The organism is Streptomyces sp. YKOK-I1, assembly GCF_054660435.1.
This window is the reverse complement of sequence record NZ_BAAGDR010000001.1, coordinates 4058760-4077596: the sequence shown is the minus strand read 5'-3', so window position 1 is coordinate 4077596 and position 18837 is coordinate 4058760. Positions and strand designations below refer to the sequence as shown.

19 protein-coding genes are annotated in these 18837 nt (G+C 70.0%); 12 read left to right on the top strand and 7 right to left on the bottom strand.

Annotation, left to right across the window (positions count from 1 at the left end; all coding sequences use genetic code 11):
* Positions 1 to 72: 72 nt before the first annotated feature.
* From ACYQ8Q_RS17675 to ACYQ8Q_RS17645, 7 genes are all read left to right on the top strand, one after another.
* Complete coding sequence (locus tag ACYQ8Q_RS17675) at positions 73 to 1542, top strand: glycoside hydrolase family 18 protein (RefSeq protein ID WP_460066049.1); 1470 nt, start codon at positions 73 to 75, stop codon at positions 1540 to 1542.
* Positions 1543 to 1751: 209 nt separating this feature from the next.
* Positions 1752 to 3068 (top strand): ABC transporter substrate-binding protein, encoded by a 1317-nt coding sequence (locus ACYQ8Q_RS17670; RefSeq protein WP_460066047.1) that lies wholly within the window; start codon positions 1752 to 1754, stop codon positions 3066 to 3068.
* A 28-nt stretch (positions 3069 to 3096) separates the two neighbouring features.
* Positions 3097 to 4077 carry a carbohydrate ABC transporter permease gene (locus tag ACYQ8Q_RS17665; RefSeq protein WP_460066045.1) on the top strand — a complete coding sequence of 327 codons (981 nt, stop codon included), beginning with the start codon at positions 3097 to 3099 and terminating at the stop codon, positions 4075 to 4077.
* Positions 4074 to 4961: a carbohydrate ABC transporter permease gene (locus ACYQ8Q_RS17660; protein ID WP_460066043.1), complete on the top strand. Its 888-nt coding sequence runs from the start codon at positions 4074 to 4076 to the stop codon at positions 4959 to 4961. The genes ACYQ8Q_RS17665 and ACYQ8Q_RS17660 overlap by 4 nt, the downstream gene beginning before the upstream one ends.
* A gap of 25 nt (positions 4962 to 4986) precedes the next feature.
* Complete coding sequence (locus ACYQ8Q_RS17655) at positions 4987 to 6297, top strand: glycoside hydrolase family 36 protein (protein WP_460066042.1); 1311 nt, start codon at positions 4987 to 4989, stop codon at positions 6295 to 6297.
* Complete coding sequence (locus tag ACYQ8Q_RS17650) at positions 6297 to 8312, top strand: beta-galactosidase (RefSeq protein WP_460066041.1); 2016 nt, start codon at positions 6297 to 6299, stop codon at positions 8310 to 8312. The genes ACYQ8Q_RS17655 and ACYQ8Q_RS17650 overlap by 1 nt, the downstream gene beginning before the upstream one ends.
* A 102-nt stretch (positions 8313 to 8414) precedes the next feature.
* Entirely contained in the window at positions 8415 to 9509 is a 1095-nt protein-coding gene (locus tag ACYQ8Q_RS17645) for a hypothetical protein (protein ID WP_460066040.1), read from the top strand.
* Here ACYQ8Q_RS17645 and ACYQ8Q_RS17640 read toward each other — a convergent pair.
* Positions 9493 to 9879 (bottom strand): VOC family protein, encoded by a 387-nt coding sequence (locus tag ACYQ8Q_RS17640; protein ID WP_460066038.1) that lies wholly within the window; start codon positions 9877 to 9879, stop codon positions 9493 to 9495. The genes ACYQ8Q_RS17645 and ACYQ8Q_RS17640 overlap by 17 nt on opposite strands.
* 92 nt (positions 9880 to 9971) lie before the next feature.
* Between ACYQ8Q_RS17640 and ACYQ8Q_RS17635 the strand changes: the two genes are divergently transcribed.
* On the top strand, positions 9972 to 10760 hold the full coding sequence (locus ACYQ8Q_RS17635; protein ID WP_460066035.1) for a TetR/AcrR family transcriptional regulator: 789 nt from the start codon (positions 9972 to 9974) through the stop codon (positions 10758 to 10760).
* Positions 10760 to 11314, top strand: coding sequence for a 2'-5' RNA ligase family protein (locus ACYQ8Q_RS17630; RefSeq protein WP_460066034.1), 555 nt, complete (start codon positions 10760 to 10762; stop codon positions 11312 to 11314). Before ACYQ8Q_RS17635 ends, ACYQ8Q_RS17630 begins: the two co-directional genes overlap by 1 nt.
* On the opposite strand, the gene ACYQ8Q_RS17625 is transcribed toward ACYQ8Q_RS17630, so the two are convergent.
* Positions 11304 to 11495: a DUF397 domain-containing protein gene (locus tag ACYQ8Q_RS17625; RefSeq protein ID WP_460066033.1), complete on the bottom strand. Its 192-nt coding sequence runs from the start codon at positions 11493 to 11495 to the stop codon at positions 11304 to 11306. The two genes, ACYQ8Q_RS17630 and ACYQ8Q_RS17625, sit on opposite strands and share 11 nt — an antisense overlap.
* Before the next feature lie 9 nt (positions 11496 to 11504).
* Positions 11505 to 12386: a helix-turn-helix domain-containing protein gene (locus ACYQ8Q_RS17620; RefSeq protein WP_460066032.1), complete on the bottom strand. Its 882-nt coding sequence runs from the start codon at positions 12384 to 12386 to the stop codon at positions 11505 to 11507.
* A 221-nt stretch (positions 12387 to 12607) separates the two neighbouring features.
* Between ACYQ8Q_RS17620 and ACYQ8Q_RS17615 the strand changes: the two genes are divergently transcribed.
* The 3 genes from ACYQ8Q_RS17615 to ACYQ8Q_RS17605 are packed head-to-tail and all read left to right on the top strand — an operon-like array spanning position 12608 to position 13696.
* Entirely contained in the window at positions 12608 to 13018 is a 411-nt protein-coding gene (locus ACYQ8Q_RS17615; RefSeq protein WP_460066031.1) for an ATP-binding protein, read from the top strand.
* Positions 13019 to 13070: 52 nt separating this feature from the next.
* Entirely contained in the window at positions 13071 to 13280 is a 210-nt protein-coding gene (locus ACYQ8Q_RS17610) for a type II toxin-antitoxin system VapB family antitoxin (protein WP_460066029.1), read from the top strand.
* Entirely contained in the window at positions 13277 to 13696 is a 420-nt protein-coding gene (locus ACYQ8Q_RS17605) for a PIN domain-containing protein (RefSeq protein ID WP_460066026.1), read from the top strand. Before ACYQ8Q_RS17610 ends, ACYQ8Q_RS17605 begins: the two co-directional genes overlap by 4 nt.
* 70 nt (positions 13697 to 13766) lie before the next feature.
* Here the strand turns inward: ACYQ8Q_RS17605 and ACYQ8Q_RS17600 are convergent, their stop codons facing one another.
* From ACYQ8Q_RS17600 to ACYQ8Q_RS17585, 4 genes are all read right to left on the bottom strand, one after another.
* The gene (locus ACYQ8Q_RS17600) at positions 13767 to 15200 is read right to left on the bottom strand and encodes a GH1 family beta-glucosidase (protein WP_460066025.1); all 1434 of its coding nucleotides are present in this window, start codon (positions 15198 to 15200) and stop codon (positions 13767 to 13769) included.
* Positions 15201 to 15310: 110 nt separating this feature from the next.
* Entirely contained in the window at positions 15311 to 16180 is an 870-nt protein-coding gene (locus ACYQ8Q_RS17595) for a carbohydrate ABC transporter permease (RefSeq protein ID WP_460073357.1), read from the bottom strand.
* Between the two features lie 59 nt (positions 16181 to 16239).
* Positions 16240 to 17250, bottom strand: a complete 1011-nt coding sequence (locus ACYQ8Q_RS17590) for a carbohydrate ABC transporter permease (RefSeq protein ID WP_460073355.1) — start codon at positions 17248 to 17250, stop codon at positions 16240 to 16242.
* Between the two features lie 5 nt (positions 17251 to 17255).
* Positions 17256 to 18584 carry an ABC transporter substrate-binding protein gene (locus tag ACYQ8Q_RS17585; protein WP_460066024.1) on the bottom strand — a complete coding sequence of 443 codons (1329 nt, stop codon included), beginning with the start codon at positions 18582 to 18584 and terminating at the stop codon, positions 17256 to 17258.
* Positions 18585 to 18837: the final 253 nt, after the last annotated feature.

The window sequence follows — 18837 nt, the reverse complement described above, 5'->3', positions numbered from 1 at the left end:
CACTTTGCCCGGTTCGGGATCGCTAGCGTGCTGCCGCACCTCACCCCACGAGCAGTGAAGGCAGGCACGTCCATGAGCAGTCACCGGCGCAAGGTCAGCGGCAGGAACCAGGTGATCGGCGGGGTCGTCGCCGCGGCGGTGGTGGGGGGTGGGGCCGTGTTCGTCGCCGGGACCGCGCAGGCGGCCGGGGTCGGGGCGGCGTACACCAGGACCAGTGACTGGTCGACGGGGTACACCGCGCAGTACGTCGTCACCAACAACAGCGGGCGGGTGAAGGCGGACTGGAAGCTGGAGTTCGATCTGCCGGCGGGGGCGAGGCTCGGCTCGCTCTGGAACGCCGAGTCGACGGTCGGCGGGCGGCATGTCACCGTGACCCCGCCGAAGTGGGACACCGACGGGCTGGCCGTCGGGGAGTCGGTCACCGTCGGGTTCGTGGTCAACGGCACGGGGGACCCGGTCGGTTGCCGGATCGACGGGGCCGTGTGCGCGGCGGACCAGGGGGCCACCCCCGAGCCGAGCGGACGGCCGACGGGGAGCGCCACCCCCACCACGGCGCCCACGGGGACGTCCGCGCCGACCTCCGCGCCCCCGTCCGCCCCCGCCTCGCCGTCCCCGAGCGCCGGCGCGAGCACCGGCTCCGGTACCGCCGCCTCCGCGCCCTTCGCCCCCTACGTCGACACCTCCCTCTACCCGGCCTTCGACCTCCTCGCGCACACCGCCGCGACCGGGGTGAAGGACTACAACCTGGCGTTCGTGACCGACGGCGGCGGCTGTACGCCGAAGTGGGGCGGGGTGACGGACCTCGCGAGCGACGCGGTGGCCGCGCAGATCGGGGGGCTCCGGGCGAAGGGCGGGGACGTCCGGGTCTCCTTCGGCGGGGCGAGCGGCTCCGAGCTGGCCACGGTCTGCTCCTCGGCGGACGCGCTGGCGGCGGCGTACGGGAAGGTCGTGGACGCCTACCGGCTCACCAAGGTCGACTTCGACGTGGAGGGCGGGGCGCTGCCGAACGCGGCGGCGAACACCCGGCGTGCCCAGGCGATCGCGAAGCTCCAGCGGCAGCACCCCGGACTGGACGTCTCCTTCACTCTCCCGGTGATGCCGGAGGGGCTCACCCAGGACGGCGTGACTTTGCTCTCGGACGCCAAGGCAAATGGTGTGAAAGTCGACACTGTGAATGTCATGGCGATGGACTACGGTCCGGCGTACAGCGGTGACATGGGCACCTATGCCGAGCAGGCGGCCACCGCTACCCAGGCGCAGGTCAAGAGCGTGTTCGGGCTGAGCGACAGCGCGGCCTGGAAGGCGGTCGCGGTCACCCCCATGATCGGGGTGAACGATGTCGCCACGGAGGTCTTCAAGGTCGAGGACGCCACCCAGCTCGTCGCCTTCGCGAAGTCGAAGGGGCTCGCGTGGCTGTCGATGTGGTCGGCGGCGCGGGACCGGCAGTGCCCGGGTGGGGCCAAGGGCTCCGCCGACGCCACCTGCAGCTCGATCGTCCAGGGTGACGCGGCGTTCTCGAAAGCCTTCGTCGCCCTCGGGTGACCAGGAAATGATCATGAAAGTGATCAAGAAGGTGATCAAGGTGTGTCGATTACGTTTCGACAAATGAAGCCATCGGCTCTTGACGCATGAGCGGACATACGGCTGTTATTGCGCCACCCCGTGTTCGGTCAAGTTGATTTCTGGTCGATTAAGACCGGAAGGTTTCAGCCCGACCTCCATGACCGAACCTTGCTGTCAGGAGCCGATTCATGCACGACCTCTCCCCCTCCGGCCGCCTCCACCTCCCCTCCCCGAGCCGTCGCACCCTGCTGCGCGGCATAGGCGGCGCGGCCGTCCTCGGTGCCGGCATCCCGCTGCTGTCCGCCTGCGGCGGCAGTGGCACCTCCTCCGACCCGAAGACCGTCAGCCTCGGCTCCAACGCGTCCGACGCGGTCCCGAAGAAGGCCTTCGCCGAGATCTACGCGGCCTTCAAGAAGCAGTCCGGGATCGCGGTCGACGTGAACACCAAGGACCACAACACGTTCCAGGAGCAGATCAACTCCTACCTCCAGGGCACCCCGGACGACGTGTTCAACTGGTTCGCCGGCTACCGCATGCAGTTCTTCGCGGCCAAGGGCCTGACCTCGTCCATCGACGACGTGTGGGCGAAGATCGGGGACAACTTCCCCGACGCCATGAAGAAGCTCAGCAAGGGCGCGGACGGCAAGTACTACTTCGTGCCGCTGTACACGTACCCCTGGGCGCTCTTCTACCGCAAGAGCGTCTTCCAGCAGCACGGCTACACCGTCCCCACCACCTGGGACGAGCTGGTCGCGCTGTGCAAGCAGATGAAGAAGGACGGGCTCACCCCGATCGCCTTCGGCGACAAGGACGCCTGGCCGGCGATGGGCACCTTCGACCAGATCAACTTCCGGCTCAACGGCTACGACTTCCACGTGGAGCTGATGGCGGGCAAGGCCGCCTGGACCGACGCCAAGGTCAAGGCCACCTTCGACCACTGGGCCGAGCTGCTGCCGTACCACCAGGAGGGCTCCCTCGGCCGTACCTGGCAGGACGCCGCCCAGACGCTGGTGTCGAAGAAGGCCGGCATGTACCTCCTCGGCTCCTTCGTCGCCCAGCAGTTCACCAACGCGGCCGACCTGGAGGACCTGGACTTCTTCGCCTTCCCGGAGATCAACTCCGCGTACGGCCAGGACACCGTCGAGGCCCCCACCGACGGCTTCATGGTCTCCAAGGCCCCGAAGAACAAGGAGGGCGTCACCAAGCTCCTGGAGTTCCTCGGCACCCCCGAGGCCGAGCAGATCTACCTCAAGGCCGACTCCAGCGTCGTCGCCGCCTCCAGCAAGGCCGACACCTCCTCGTACACCGCCCTGCAGAAGAAGGCGTACGAGATGATCTCGGGCGCCAAGAGCCTGACGCAGTTCATGGACCGCGACAGCCGCCCCGACTTCACCTCCACGGTCATGCAGCCCGCGCTGCAGAAGTTCGTCCGCGACCCCAAGGGGATCGACAGCCTGCTCACCTCGATCGAGCGCCAGAAGAAGACGATCTTCGCGTCCAACTGACCAGCAGCGGAGCAGCGACCTCAGCGACATGACTACTGACACGCCCACCCAGCCCCCGGAGGCGGCCGCCGTGCCGCCTCCGGGCGCTGCCGCGAAGAAGAAGCGGGCTCCGCAGGGCCACCGCCGCCTGCTGACCCGCCGCGACCGGCTCACGCTCGGCCTGATGGCCGGCGTGCCGACGATCCTGCACGTGACCCTCGTCTGGCTCACGGCCCTCGCCTCCATCGCCCTCGCCTTCACCACCTGGGACGGCATCGGCTTCGACTCCATCAAGTGGGTGGGGCTGGACAACTTCAAGGAGCTGTTCACCAACAACCCGCAGTTCTGGCCCGCCGTCCAGCACAACGTCATCTGGTTCGTCGTGCTGATCCTGGTCCCGACCCCGCTCGGGCTCTTCCTCGCGGTCCAGCTCGACAAGAAGATCCGCTTCAGCCGCGTCTACCAGACCGCCTACTTCCTGCCGGTCGTGGTCTCGCTGGCGGTCACCGGGTTCGTCTGGCAGCTCGTCTACAACCCCGACACCGGCCTGATCAACAGCATCATCGGGGCCAACAAGCCCGGCCACTACATCGACTGGATCGGCGACCCGAACCTCAACCTCTGGGCGATCCTGGTCGCGGCCTGCTGGCGGCACACCGGCTACATGATGATCCTCTACCTGGCCGGCCTGAAGGGCGTCGACCCGTCCCTGCGCGAGGCCTCCTCGCTGGACGGCGCCAACGAGTGGCAGACGTTCAAGAACGTCATCTTCCCCACCCTGCGGCCCACGAACACCGTGGTGCTCGTGGTGACGATCATCGAGGCCCTGCGCGCCTTCGACCTCGTCTTCGTCTTCAACAAGGGCGCCCAGGGCACCGAGCTGCTCTCGATCCTGGTCACCAACAACATCATCGGCGAGTCCAGCCGCATCGGATACGGCTCCGCGATCGCCGTCGTCCTGCTGCTGATCTCCCTCGCGGTGATCATCCCGTATCTGATCTCGACCTTCCGGAAGGAGCGGAGCGCGTGAGCACCCCCAGCCTGCCCCTGAAGCAGCGCACCCCAGTCCGCCCCGCCCGGATCCTGCTGCACACGTTCCTGATCGTCACCTCGCTGGCCTGGCTCGCCCCCCTGCTGTGGGCGCTGTTCGCGGCCCTGCGGCCGTACGCCGAGACGAGCGAGAAGGGCTATGTGTCCTGGCCCGACAAGCTCAGCCTGGACAACTTCACCAACGCCTTCACCCAGTCGGACATGGTCCACTACTTCGGGAACACGCTGCTCATCGCGGTCCCCGCGGTACTGGTGACCCTGTTCCTGTCGTCCTGCGTGGCGTTCTACGTCAGCCGCTTCGACTTCCGGGTCAACCTGTTCCTGCTCCTGGTCTTCACCGCGGGCAACCTCCTCCCGCAGCAGGTGATCATCACCCCGCTGTACCGGCTGTACCTGCTGATCGACCTGCCCGGCATCACCGTGAGCGGCAAGCTGTACGACTCCGCGCTCGGCCTGGTCCTCATCCATGTGGCCTTCCAGTCCGGCTTCTGCGCCTTCGTGCTCAGCAACTACATGCGCTCCCTGCCGCACGAGCTGACCGAGGCCGCCCTGGTCGACGGCGCGTCCGTGTGGCGCCTGTACTGGCAGATCGTGCTGCCGCTGTGCAAGCCCGCCATGGCCGCCCTCGCCACCCTGCTCTCCATCTGGATCTACAACGACTTCTTCTGGGCGATCGTGTTGATCTCCACCGGCGAGAACATGCCGATCACCTCGGCCCTGAACAACCTCTCCGGCCAGTACTTCACCGACCCGAACCTGGTCGCCGCCGGCGCCCTGCTCACCGCGATCCCCACGCTCATCGTGTACTTCGCGCTCCAGCGGCAGTTCGTGAGCGGCCTGACGCTCGGCGCCAACAAGGGCTGAGCCCTCCCGTCCGAAAGAGACCCCCGTGCACCACCCCTTCACCCCGGTGGCCGCCGTCCCCGTGGACCCACGGCGTGCCCGTGTCCACGAGGAGGGCCGGCAGTCCCGGAGCCCGAGCGGCGCCTACGCCCTCGACGCCCGCCCCCACCGCCCGGCCGACGCCGCCTCGGCGACCGTCGGCCACCGCCCCGGGGCCACCGTCCCCGCGGGGGTCTTCCAGGGTGAGGGCCTGCTCGCCCTCGACCCCGGCGACGGCTCGCCCGTCCGGCTGTGGGCCGCGCCGGACCCGGTCCACGAGGTGCCCTCCATCCGCCTCACCCCGGCCGGACCGGTGGCGGAGATCAGCGCCGACCGCCCGGTGAAGGAGTTCACGGGCCCGGACATCCAGGCGGTGCTGGCCGAGTGGGCGTCCGGCCTGGGCGTCCCCGCGCCGCGCCCGGCACCCACCGTCTGGTGCTCCCGGCACGCGTACGGCGCCGAGGTCACCGAGGACGACATCCACGAGAACCTCCGCGCGATGGACACCCTGGACCTGCCGATCGACGTCGTCCAGATCGACGACGGCCACCAGAAGGCCGTCGGCGACTGGCTGACCCTCTCCGGGCGCTTCCGTTCCCGCCGCGGGCTCGCGGAGGCCGTCCGGGCCCGGGGCCGCCGCGCCGGCATCCGGACCGCGCCCTTCCTGGTCGACCCGGGCAGCGAACTCGCCGCCGGGCACCCCGACTGGCTGGTCCGCTCCACCGACGGCGCCCCCGCGCACGCCGGCCACCACCGGGGCCGCGAGCTGTACGTCCTCGACACCACCCACCCCGGGGCGGCGGCGTACCTGACGGAGGTCTTCCGCACGCTGCGCGCCGAGGGCTACGACTACTTCAAGGCCGACTTCCTGTACGCGGGCGCCCTGGACGGCGTACGACACGCCCCCGTGGACCCGCTGACGGCGTACCGCGACGGGATCGCGCTGATCCGTGCCGCGCTCGGCCCCGAGGCCTACCTGCTGGGCTGCGGCGCGCCGCTCCTGCCGTCGATCGGCCTGTTCGACGCGATGCGGGTCAGCCCGGACACGGCACCGCACCGCGCCCCCGAGGGCGGCGACTTCAGCCGGCCAGGGCAGGACGCGGCCGAGTTCACCGGCGCCGCCCGGCAGTGGCAGCACGGCCGGTTCTGGACCAACGACCCGGACTGCCTGCTGGCCCGTCCGGCGGTGGAGACGCGCGAGCGATGGGCCGCGCACGTGGAGGCGACGGGCGGCCTGAGGGCCTCGGGCGACCGTCTCCTCTCCCTTGATCCATGGGGCGTGGACACCACGCGCCGGCTGCTGTCGGGAGGCGAGTGATGGAACGAGAACTGAAGGTCCCCGGGATCGCGTACGGCGGCGACTACAACCCCGAGCAGTGGCCCGAGGAGGTCTGGGCCGAGGATGTGCGCCTCATGGCCGAGGCCGGGGTGAACATGGTCAGCGTCAACATCTTCTCCTGGGCGCTGCTGGAGCCGTCCGAGGGCGTGTACGACTTCGCGCGCCTCGACCGCGTCCTCGACCTGCTGTACACCCACGGCATCGCCGCCGACCTCGCGACCCCGACGGCGGCCCCGCCGGCCTGGTTCTTCACGGCGCACCCCGAGGCGCTGCCGGTGGACCGCGACGGCCGCGGACTGGCGTACGGCAGCCGTCAGACGTTCTGCCCGTCGAGCCCCGCCTACCGCGAGGCCGCCCTGCGGATCGCGCGGGCGCTGGGGGAGCGGTACGCCGCGCATCCGGCGGTCGTCATGTGGCACGTCCACAACGAGTACGGCTGCCACAACGCCGAGTGCTACTGCGACACGAGCGCCGCCTCGTTCCGCCGCTGGCTGCGGGCGAAGTACGCCGACGACCTCGCGGCGCTCAACGACGCCTGGGGCACCACCTTCTGGAGCCAGTGGTACTACGACTGGGACGAGATCATCCCGCCCCGGGCCACGGGCGCGGTGCCCAACCCCGCCCACCGGCTGGACTGGCGCCGCTTCTGCAGCGACGAGCTGCTGTCGCTGTGCACGGCGGAGCGCGAGGTGCTGGCCGAGGCCGCCCCGGCGATCCCCGCCACCACCAACTTCATGGTGATGTACAACTTCGACGCGCTGGACTACTGGCGCTGGGCTCCCGCGCTGGACATCGTCTCCAACGACCACTACCTGCGCTCGACCGACCCCGAGTCGGAGATCGACATCGCGATGAGCGGTGATCTCGTACGGTCCTTGGCGGGCGGCCCCTGGCTGCTCATGGAGCACTCCACCGGCGCGGTGAACTGGCAGCCCGTCAACCGGGCCAAGGCGCCGGGCGAGTTGAGGCGCAACGCGCTCGCGCATGTGGCGCGCGGCGCCGACGGCATCGCCTACTTCCAGTGGCGGGCCGCGAAGGCGGGCGCCGAGCAGTGGCACTCGGCGATGCTGCCGCACGCCGGCACGGACAGCGCGATCTGGCGGGACGTGGTGGCACTCGGCGCGGACCTCAGGGCGCTCGCCGAGGTGCGCGGCAGCACCGGGACCGCCGAGACGGCGATCGTCTGGGACTGGGACGCCAAGTGGGCGCTGGAACTGCCCTCGCAGCCCAGCGAGGCGGTCCGCTTCCTGGAGGTCGTCCGCTCCTGGTACGAGCCGCTGTGGCGGGCGGGCGTCGCCGTGGACTTCGTCCGGCCGGACGCGGACCTGTCGGCGTACCGCCTGGTCCTGGCCCCGAGCCTGTACCTGGTGCACGATGCGGGAGCCGCGAACCTCACCGGTTTCGCCGAGCGCGGCGGCACCCTGGTGGTGGGCTTCCACAGCGGGGCCGTGGACCAGAACTGCCATGTGCGGCTGGGCGGTTACCCGGGCGCGTTCCGCGAGGCGCTGGGGGTGCGGACCGACGAGCTGTTCCCGCTGCTGCCCGGGCAGGAGGTCGCGCTGGACTCCGGTGGCTCGGGGGCGCTGTGGTCCGAGCGGGTGCGGCTCGCCGGAGCGCAGGCCGTCGCCTCGTACACCGACGGCCAGCTGGCCGGTGTCCCGGCGATCACCCGGCACGGCTACGGCACCGGCACCGCCTGGTACGTGGGGACCCTGCCCGACGCCGAGACCCTGGCCGCGCTGCTGCACCGGATCCGCGAGGAGGCGGACGTACGGCCGGTGCTGGACGCGGTGCTGCCGCCGGGGGTGGAGGCGGTCCGGCGCCGGGGCGCCGAGGCCGACTACCTGTTCCTGATCGACCACGCGGGCGCGGGGGCGGAGATCGCCGTCGCCGCCGGGTCGGTGGAACTGCTGGGCGGCAAGCCGGTGCTGGACGGTCCGGTGTCCGTGCCCCCGGGCGGGGTGGCGGTCGTACGGGAGCCGCGCGCGGTGTAGCCGCCGTGCGCTCCCGGTGAACCAGGCCCCCTTGTCGTCGACTTGGGGGCCTCCTACCCTGCTCTTCTCGCGTGTGTGACCCGTCGGCGAGGGGAGCTTCCGTTGGCCAGGAGACCGTCCGACGAGGAGATCCTGCGAGCCGTCGAACGGCAGCTGGCCGGGCGCCGGATCAGCACCCGGCTCACCGACCCGGGCGCGGCCTCGCTCAGCTGGGAGTCGGTCCTGGAGTGCGAGATCCACCGCTCGATCGAGGAGCGGGGCAAGGAGGGCCCCCGGACGGCGAAGGGGCCGCTCAGCCGGAACGGAACGATCGCCGAACGCCCCACCTACACAGACCTCGACGCGTACGTCGCGAAGCCGCCCGCCGACCCCTCGCGGCGCCAGGTCGTGCACCTGGTCCGGGAGGGGACGCTGGACGAGGTGCCGTGCGGGGGCTGCGTGGACGGCCGGAAGGACTGCGCGGCGTGCGAGGGGCGGGGCAGGACCGACTGCCCTCCCTGGATCGACTGTGAGGTGTGCCGGGGCGGTCCGGACACCTGCTGGGAGTGCGACGGCACCGGCACGCCCCGCACGCGCCGGGCCCGGGACGGCACCCGTCCCCGCAAGGAGGGGACGCGGGAGCGGGCCGCCGAGTGCAAGCGGTGCCACGCGGCGGACGTGGCCTGCCCGAAGTGCTCGGGCGACTGGCGGCGGGAGTGCCCGGCCTGCCGCGGGAAGGGGGACGTGGTCTGCGGGACGTGCGACGGCGACCGGCGTGTCGAGCACCGGGAGTGCGACGCCACGGGCCGCCTCACCGTCTGCACCGGCGCCACGATCACCCACGAGCCCCGCCGTGACGCCCTGCCCGTCAAGCGCCACCCCGGGCAGCTGAAGACCGGCGACTGGTACCGGGCGACCCTCACGAGCCCCGACGACGACCTCCCGGGCTTCCTGGAGGACGGCCACGCCAAGCGGCTCGCGCCCCTCCTCGCGCCCCGGGCGCGCGAGGTCCGTCGCCACGTCACCATCGCGCTCCTCCCCCTCGCCAGGGTCGAGACCCCCGCGGACCCGGACCACGTCTACTACGCCTTCCGCCTCCCCTCCGGCGACATCAAGGTCATCGACCGCTTCAGCCGGCAGCGCAAGGCCGCGCTGCTGTGGGCGGCCGCGGCGGTCGTCGCCCTCGCGGTCACGATCACGCTCACCGTTCTGCGCTGACCCAGTCGACGAGCTGGACGATGACCCCGTTGGGGTCGGTGACCTGAAAAGCGCGCTCGCCCCAGGGCTCCTCGGTCAGCGGCATCGTGATGGCGACCCCTTCGTCGGTGAGCCGGGCCAGCTCGGCCTCCAGGTCGTCCACGACGAAGGCGAGGATCACCCCGTCGGCGTGGTCGTCGCGCTGGTCCTCGGGCAGCGACGCGAGGCCGCGCCGCAGATAGACGACGTTCATACCGGCGTCCGGACGGCTCAGCGACACGAACCCGTCGGCGGCCGCCTCCTCCCGGAACCCGAAGTGCTCGGTGAGGAAGGCGCTGGACGCGGCCACGTCGTCGACGTTCAGGGACACGGCGGAGGCGGTGATCGGCACAGGGGCTCCTTGAACAGAGAGAACGGGACGCATACTCCGTACTTTGTACACTGTACTACGTACGAAGATGCCTCATGGGTGAGAATGGGCCCGTGCCTGTCGAGAGAAGCAGCGCCGGTGATCCGGCCCGCACCCTGGAGTTGCTCTGGCGCGTCCCGGCCGACGTCCCCCGGCGCGGACCGCGGCAGCGGCTCAGCATCGACGCGGTCGTCGACGTCGCGCTCGACCTGGCGGACGCCGAGGGGCTGGAGGCGCCGACCATGCGAAGGGTGGCGCAGGGGCTGGGGGTGGCGCCGATGACGCTCTACACCTATGTGCCGGGCAAGGCGGAACTGCTGGACCTCATGCTGGACGCCGTCTACGCCCGGATGCCCCGGACCGACACCGCGGGGCGGCCCTGGCGGGAGCGGCTGGCCGCGGTGGCGGAGGAGAACCGGGCCCTGTTCGAGGCGCACCCGTGGGCCGCGTCGGTCGCGACGGGCCGGCCGCCGCTCGGGCCGGGGCTGATGGCGAAGTACGAACACGAGCTGTCGGCGCTGGAGGAGTGCGGCCTCGACGACGTCGAGCGGGACGACGCCCTGACCTACCTCCTCGACTTCGTCCGGGCTCACGCCCGCTCGGCGGCCGAGGCCCGTGAGGCCCGACGGGACAGCGCGATGGACGACGCACAGTGGTGGGCCGCCAACGGCCCCCTGCTCGCCCAGGTCCTCGACCCCGCGACCTACCCGACCGCCACCCGCGTGGGCACGGCGGCGGGCACCGCCCACGGCAGCGCCCACAGCCCCGAACACGCGTACACCTTCGGCCTGGCCCGCGTCCTGGACGGCCTGGCCGTGCTCGTCGAGGGGAGGGGTGGGGGCTCGGCGGGAAAACTCTTGTGATGGCGGATGACGACGCTCAGCGATTCCGGGCAGGGCAGTCGGGGCTGATCGTGCGGGTTCCGGAGGCGGAGCCCTTGGTGCGAGCGTGGCGTGACCGGCTCGACCCTTCGGCCCGTGCCGGTGTTCCGGCGCATGTCACCGTGCTCTTCCCGTTTCTCGACGCGGGCCGCATCGATGAGGGTGTGTGTGCCGCGATCGGCGAGGTACTGGGCCGGTACGAGTCCTTCGAGGCCCGGTTCGACCACTGCGGCCGGTTCCCCGGAGTGCTGTATCTCGCCCCCGAAACGGGCGCCGGCTTCAGGGGCCTCACCGAGGCGATCGTGGAACGGTGGCCGGAACACCCGCCGTTCGGCGGGCAGTTCGACGAAGTCGTCCCGCATCTGACCGTCGCCCAGGGTCAGGACGAGGCGGTCGTGGCGAAGGCCGAGGCCGACCTGCTCGCCGGTCTCCCCGTCGTCACGCGGGTCTCGGCGGTCGACTTGCTGGTCCACGACGGGACACGGTGGCGCCGACGGGCCTCCTTCCCGCTGGCGTCCCCCGACTTCAGCGGGTGAGGGTGCCGGACTTCAAGGCGCGCAGAAGTTCCGCGAGGGCGTCGGGGGCGACGGTGGCGATCTCGTGGGGGTGGTCGCTTTCGCGGAGGTGGAGGTGGGCGGGGGCGGACACGGCCAGCTCTATGCAGTTTCCCTCACCGCCTGAGCTGAACGAGGACTTCTGCCAGGTGAGTTGGGGCATGCGTTCCTCTCACAAGGTGTACATCACGTGCTGGACGAGGCTCAGCGAGTCCCGGGACTCGTGTGACTCCGGTGCCGACTCCGGGTCGACCGGGGGCAGCGCCAGTTCCGAGAGCCGCTCGAACATCTTGGCGTACTCGTCGAGTTGCTTTCCATCCCGGAGGAAGAGCGACTGGGTCGGATGCTCCAGGTAGACCGTGTCCAGCTCGGGGGCCGAAGCGCCGTAGAGGACGAACGACTGGGTGTGGGCCGCGTAGTTTCCGGCCTCGAACGGGAAGATCTGTACGGTCACATGCGGCAGGCGAGACACCTCGATCAGCCGCAGGAGTTGCCTGCGCATGACCGCGGGTCCGCCCACACGTGTGTGGAGTGCTGTCTCGTGGACGACCGCGTGATACGTCAGCGGGGATGCGCCGGCCAGCACACGTTGTCTCGCCAGGCGGAACTGGGTGTAACGGGAGGCTCGTCGGGCATCCGATTCGGTGGTCGCGAGGACGGCACGGGCGTACTCCTCGGTCTGCAGCATTCCCGGGATGAGCATCGGCTCGTGCGTCCGTAGCACGGTTGAACGGGATTCGAGTTCGGCCAGATCCCGAGCTGCCGGACCGATCGTGTCGCTGTACTCGCCCCACCAGCCCCTTCCGCTCTCGTGCGCCATCTCCATCAGGCTCTCGAAGTAAGCGCCCTCAGGGCATCCGTAAGCGCGGAGCAACCGGTACAGGCCGTTGCGGGGAACGTCGACCCTGCCGCTCTCGATGTGACTGATCCGGGTGCGTTCGGCCTCGATCACGTCGGCTGCGACGTCTCCTGACAGTCCGGCCCGTACACGGAGTTTGCGCAGTTCCACGCCCAGGCGTCGCTGGCGTTCGCTCGGGTTCGTCCTGGGCGGCATGCGGCGCAGTGTCTCTTGGCGCCCGTGGGATCGTCCACCCGCTTGGGCGGCCGTCACCCATGAGGGCGTAAGTCGGCGTACACGGTTGTAACTTCACCAAGCGTGCTTCTACCGTCGACGACAAGCCCCACGAGGAAGTACCCCCGCCCTCACCCCACTTGCCGAGGCCCGGACCTGGTCACCGCGTGGAACGCCACGGCACCACCGACACGGGAGCCCCCATGGAAGACCCGCCCAGCGTCACCCTCACCTTCCCGCCCCACCCCGCCTGGGTCCGCGCCGCCCGCGACACCGTCCGCACCATCCTCGTCAACTCTCCCCACCCCGAACTCACCGACACCGCGGTGCTCCTCACCTCCGAGGCCGTCACCAACGCCATCAACGCCTGTACCGACAAGGGCTGCGCCGACCCCGTCACCCTCCACGCCGGCTGGGCCGATGCCGCCTGCCTGCGTGTGCTCGTCCAAGACGCCGCGCCCGGCCTGCCCGTCGTCCGCACGTCGGCCGCCGATCCGGATGACGAAGGCGGCCGCGGCATCCAGCTCATCTCCTACGGCGCCGATGCCTGGGGTGTCTGCACCCATGGGCCGGGGCCGGGCAAGGCGACCTGGTTCGAGCTGGGGAACCGCTGATCGCGGTCCGGTGGATATACTCGAAGAAGCTTCGGATATCCAGGAGGTTCTCATGCCCAAGACGCTGATCGACATCGACGAGGACCTGCTGGCCGAGGCGGCCATAGCTTTCGGTACCAAGACCAAGAAGGACACGGTCACCGCCGCGCTCAAGGAAGGGGTGGAGCGCAAGAAGCGTGCGCTCGCCCTGGCCCGGCTCGCGGCGCGGGCGGACGCCGGCGACTTCGACGTATTGCTGGAGAAGGAGGACTACCGTCGATGAGCGCGGCCGCCTTCCTCGTCGACACCAGCGCACTGGTGCGCATCCTGAAGCAGCCGGCTCGCGCCCTCTGGGAGAAACCTCTGGAAGAGGGGCTGATCGCCCGCTGCCCGCTGACCGAGGTCGAGTTTCTCTACAGCGCGAGGAACGCCGAGGACCGGGCCGAACTGGTTCGGGACCTGGATGCGGTGTTCGGCTGGACCCCTCTGGACGACCGGGCCGTCACGCGAGCATGGGACGTACAACGGGAACTCACCGAGAAGGGACGGCACCGCAGCGCGGGTGCTGTGGATCTGCTCGTCGCCGCGACGGCCGAGCTCCAGGGGCTGACCCTGCTGCACTACGACAACGACTTCGAGACGATCGCGTCGGTGACGGGGCAGCCGACCCAGTGGCTCGCGGCACCGGGCACCCTCTGAGCGGTCCCCTGAGAAACCACCGGGGCGCGGCACGCCCCCTCGACGTGCCGCGCCCCTCCCCTCCCCCGGGTCAGGTGGTTTCGGGTGACGGGGACGGGAGGGTGCCCGTGCGGGCCGCCTCGCCGTACCAGTGCGCGCTCGACTTCGGCGTGCGGGTGAGCGTCGCGTAGTCCACGTAGACCGCCCCGAACCGCTTCCCGTAGCCGTACGCCCACTCGAAGTTGTCCAGCAGGGACCACAGGTAGTAGCCGCGCACGTCCGCGCCGTCGGCGATGGCCCGGCGCACCGCCGAGAGATGGCCGTGCAGATACGCGATCCGCTCCGGGTCGTGGACCCGGCCGTCCGCGTCGGGCTTGTCGTCGTAGGCCGCGCCGTTCTCCGTGATGTAGAGGGGCAGACCGGGGGCTTCCTTCGTGTACCGCATGATCAGCTCGTGCAGGCCCGACGGGTCGATCGTCCAGCCCATCTCCGTGCGGTCCCCGGGCGTCTGGTGGAACGCGACGTCGTCCGCAGCCGGCCAGGGCGAGTGGTCGCTCGCGCCGTGGCCGTCCGTGCGCGGGCCCTTCGGCTGCTCCCGCGCCGCCGAGACCAGCGTGGGCGTGTAGTAGTTCAGGCCCAGCGCGTCCAGCGGCTGGTGGATCGCCCGCAGGTCGCCGTCGAGGACGTACGACCAGTCGGTGAGGGAGGAGGTGGCATCGAGCAGCGTCTCCGGGTACGCGCCCTTCAGGATCGGGCCGTGGAAGACGCCGTTGGCCAGGTCGTCGATCCTACGGACGGCCGCGAGGTCGGCGGGCGACTCCGAAAGGGGGCGTACGACCGAGGAGTTGAGGCTGATCGCCACCGAGTTGCGGGCCGGCATCACCGCGCGGAGCGCCGTCGTGCCGAGGCCGTGGGCGAGGTTGAGATGGTGGGCCGCGCGCAGGGACGCCGCCGGGTCGGTGCGGCCGGGCGCGTGCACCCCGGACGCGTAGCCCAGGAACGCGCTGCACCAGGGCTCGTTCAGGGTGATCCAGTTCTCCACCCGGTCGCCCAGCGCCTCGCCGACGATCTGCGCGTACTCGGCGAACCGGTACGCCGTGTCGCGCTCCGGCCAGCCGCCCGCGTCCTCCAGCTCCTGCGGCAGATCCCAGTGATAGAGGGTGACGGCGGGCTTGATGCCCTTCGCCAGCAGCTCGTCGACCAGCCGGCGGTAGAAGTCCAGGCCCACCTGCACGGCCGGACCCCGGCCGGTCGGCTGGACCCGGGACCAGGAGATGGAGAAGCGGTACGCGCTCAGGCCCAGCTCCGCCATCAGCGCGACGTCCTCGCGGTAGCGGTGGTAGTGGTCGACAGCGATGTCACCGTGCTCGCCGCCGAGGGTCTTGCCCGGCGTATGGCTGAAGGTGTCCCAGATCGAAGGGGTGCGGCCGTCCTCCCGCACCGCCCCCTCGATCTGGTACGCGGAGGTCGCCGCGCCCCAGAGGAAGGCGGGAGGAAAGGTCACAGGGGTGACGGGATCAGTCATGGAAGCGCTCCCATGGATGGTCGTCGAGGCCGTCGAGGCCGACGAGATTGGGGGGAAGTGGGGTGGACGGGGCCGGGGCGGCGGTGACCCGGCCCCCGTATCGCGAGAGGTCAGCCCTTCACCGCGCCCTGCATGATGCCGCCCACGATCTGCTTGCCGAAGATCGCGAAGATCACCAGCAGCGGCAGCGTGCCCACCAGAGCGCCCGCCATGATCAGGGACTGGTCCGGGGTGTACCCACGGCCGAGGCCCGCGAGCGCGACCTGCACGGTGGGGTTGCCGGTCTGGCTCAGGACCAGGAAGGGCCACAGGAAGTCGTTCCACGTCTGGACGAACGTCAGCATGCCGAGCACCGCCATCGCGGGGCGCGCCGCCGGGAACACCACGTGCCACACGACACGCCAGCTGCTCGCGCCGTCCACCCGGGCCGCCTCGATGATCTCGTCGGGCAGCGCCTGGATCAGGTACTGCCGCATGAAGAACACACCGAACGCGCTCACCAGCGACGGCAGGATCACCGCCTGGAGCTGATCGGTCCACTCCAGCTTGGCGACCATCATGTACAGCGGGATGACGCTCAGCTGAGGCGGCACCATCATCGTGCCGATCACGATCAGCATCAGCGCGCCCTTGCCCTTGAACCGCAGCTTGGCGAAGGCGAAACCGGCGACCGTGGAGAGGAACACGATCGTCGCCGCCGAAGTCCCGGCCACGAAGGTCGTGTTGACGAAGGCCTTGCCCAGGTTCGCGTCGTTCCAGGCCACGTCCACGTTGTGCATGAGGTTGGAGCCGAACACGAACGGCGGTGGGTTCTCCGCCAGCCGGTTGTTGTCGCGGGACGCGGCGATCGCCGTCCACAGCAGCGGGAACAGCGACACGAAGGTGAACACGCCCAGGACGATGTAGGTGATCGGGCCGCCGTGCATCTGCCCGCCGGCCCGCGCGGACCTGGGCCGGCGCACCTTGCGGGCCGTCGGCACGGCGTCGTCGGGTTCCGCGGACTTCGCGGTCGTTGTCGTCGTCGTCACGGCCGGTACTCCTAACTACTGGCGCGCAGCCGGCGCGAGATGACGTAGTTGACGATGCCGATCACGATCAGGATCAGGAACATCGTCCAGGCGATCGCCGAGGCCCGGCCCAGGTGCTGGTTCACCCAGCCCTGCTCGTACAGGTACAGGCCCAGCGTCTGGAACTGGTGCTCCGCGCCGCCCGAGGCGCCCTTGTTGGCGTCGAACAGCAGCGGCTCGCCGAAGACCTGGCTGGCGCCGATCGTGGAGACGACGACCGTGAACAGGATCGTCGGCCGCAGCGACGGCAGCGTCACGTGCAGGAACTGCCGCCAGCGGCTGGCGCCGTCCAGCGCCGCCGACTCGTACAGGTCCTGCGGGATCGCCTGCATCGCGGCCAGGTAGATCAGCGCGTTGTAGCCGGTCCACCGCCAGATGATGATCGACGAGACGGCGATCTGTGACGGCCACTTGTCGTTCTGCCAGTCGATCGCGTCGATCCCGGCGAAGTGCAGCACCCAGTTGATCATGCCGTAGTCGCGCCCGAAGAGGAGCACGAAGACCAGCGAGGCGGCCGCGATCGAGGTCGCGTACGGCGCGAGCATCGCGACCCGGTAGAAGGTCGAGGCGCGCAGCTTGTAGTTGAGGATGTGGGCGAGGCCCATGGCCATCAGCAGCTGCGGAACGGTCGAGATGATCCCGATCGTCAGGGTGTTCCGCGCCGCGTTCCAGAAGAAGTCGTCGTCGAAGATGCGCGTGTAGTTGCGCATCCCCACCCACGTCATGTCGGTGGGCGCGGTCAGTTCCACCTGGTGCAGCGACGCCCAGCCCGTGTAGATCAGCGGGAACAGGCCGAACGCGAGGAACAGCACGAAGAACGGCGAGACGAAGGCGTAAGGGGACCAGCGGATGTCCCGCTGCCAGCGGCGCGAGAGCCGGTCACGGCGCCGCCGCCCGGCTTCCGTGGCCTCCGCGGGCACGCGGCCCGGGGCCGCGCCCCCCTCCTTCGCGGGGGGCGCGGCGGTGTCGTGGCGGGTGGCCATACGGGTCACTTGTCCAGGTTGTTGTCGATGGTCTTGGTGGCCGTCTCCCAGGCCTCCTTCGCCGACTTGCCCTTCGTGACGAGGAAGACGCCGTTGTCGGACAGGCCCTGCTGGATGATCTGGTCCTTCGGGCCGATCACCTGCACCGGGGCGGTCTTGGCGGCCTCGGAGAAGACCGTGCCGACCGGCGAGTCACCGGTCATCGCGTTCTTGGCGCCGGTGACTTCGGGCATCGTGTACGTGGCCGGGGCGCTCGGGAAGTTGCCCTGCACCTTGAAGAGCTTCGCCTGCTGCTCGGGTGCGGTCAGCCACTTGACGAGCTCTTCGGCCTCCTTCACGTGCTTGCCGCTCTTGGGCACGCCCAGGAAGGAGCCGCCCCAGTTGCCGGACTTGGGCGCGACGGCCACGTCCCACTTGCCGGCGTCCTCGGCCTTGGCGTTGGCCTTGATGGTGCCGAGCATCCACGGCGGGCAGGCGATGGTGGCGAACTTGCTCTGGGCGATCGTCGTGTTCCAGGGCTGCGTGAACTGCGACTGGGCCTGGACCAGGCCCTCCTCGGCAGCCTTCGCGCTCAGGTCGAAGGCGGCCTTCACGGCCGGGTTCGACTTGTAGATGATCTCGCCGGAGGAGTCGTAGAACTTCTCCTTCTCACTGCTGAGGACGGCGTTGAGCAGGCCGCCGGGGGAGTCCATGAAGAACGTGCCCGCCTTGGCCTTCTTCTTGTACTGCTCGCCGGCGGTGACGAACTTGTTCCAGTCGCCCGCCCACAGCGCGCCGACCTTCTCGCGGTCGGTGGGCAGACCGGCCTGCTCGAAGAGGTCCTTGCGGTAGCAGATGGCCATCGGGCCGACGTCGGTGCCGAGGCCGATCGTCTGGCCGTCCTTGGTGGTGGCCTGCGACCACTTCCAGTCCAGCCACTGGCTCTTGTCGACGCCCGAGACCTTCGACATGTCCTCGAACTTGGCCGCCTGGGTGGCCACGACCTCCGCGATGTTGCCCACCTCGATGGCCTGGACGTCCATCAGGCCGCTGTTGGTGGTGAGGTGGTTGACGAGCGCCGGGTAGTAGTTCTCGTTCTTCTCCGTGACGTTCTCGGCGATCTTGATGTCGGGGTGGAGCTTCTCGTACTCCGTGTAGAGCCCGGCCTCCTTGAAGCCGAAGGTGCCGAAAAGCCCCAGGGTGATCGTGGTCTTGCCCTTGCCGCCGCCGGACGACGAACCGTCGGTTGCGTCGTCGCCGCCGTCGTCGGCACAGCCGGCCAGCAGCCCGGCGCCCAGCGACGCGACCGCCGCGAGGACCACCACCCGGCGGGCGGTTCGGGTACGTGCGCGCATTGCGTCCTCCTGTTGCCCTGACGTGCCGACCCCCCGGCCAACTGCATTGTTGGGCCCGTTGTTTCTCGCTGCGGCTCGGGCGGGGAACGTGCGGGATGTGTATGTGTCAGGTACCGTGGGAGCGCTCCCACAAGTGATGTGTTGAAGAGTCGTCGGTTCGGGCGGGGGTGTCAAGGGTGGGAACACGGAGAGGTGCGTTCAGTTATCCGGCTGTTAGCTAACCCCGGCGAGTGATGCACATTTAGTCCAGTTC